1 protein-coding gene is annotated in these 505 nt (G+C 64.4%); it reads left to right on the top strand.

Going from position 1 to position 505, the window contains the following annotated elements; all coding sequences use genetic code 11:
* Positions 1 to 61 precede the first annotated feature (61 nt).
* Positions 62 to 466, top strand: coding sequence for a head-tail joining protein (locus ACYVEA_RS34910; protein ID WP_461117949.1), 405 nt, complete (start codon positions 62 to 64; stop codon positions 464 to 466).
* The last annotated feature ends 39 nt before the right edge of the window (positions 467 to 505 follow it).

Raw genomic sequence — 505 nt, 5'->3', positions numbered from 1 at the left:
TCTTCACGAACACCGCGACCTACACGCCGCGTTACAACATTTTCGGATTGGCACAGCGGGCGTGGGACAGGCTGATGCCGTTCCACTTCAATCGCGAACTGACCAAGGCGCTGGAAACGTCGAAGTTCAGGGGGCGCCAGTGAGCCAGAAAGCGTTCCTGCAGGAATTCGACCGTGCTGCCATCACGGCATTCGCTCCGGCAGGCCTGGCCGACTCCGGTGCTGTGTACACGCCTCGTGGTGGCGGTCCCGGGGTTCCGTGCTCGGTGATGGTGGATCGCGGCACTCAAGCCTTCGGGGATGACCCAATGCCGGTGGCCGCATACGAGGTTGTGATCAGCCTGTTCCGCGCGGAAGTAGTTGGCGAGCGCGACGCAGTAGTCGAGGTCGACGGCGAGAGATACAGGCTGACGGACAAGCTCTCAGATGACGGATCGCGTGTCCGCTGGGCGGTGGCCCGTGCCTGAGCCGACCCCGCGCCGCCGGCTCCTGGATGCCTTCGCTGC

The sequence above is a fragment of the Spirosoma jeollabukense genome, assembly GCF_054777855.1.
This window is presented reverse-complemented; position numbering and strand designations above follow the sequence as displayed.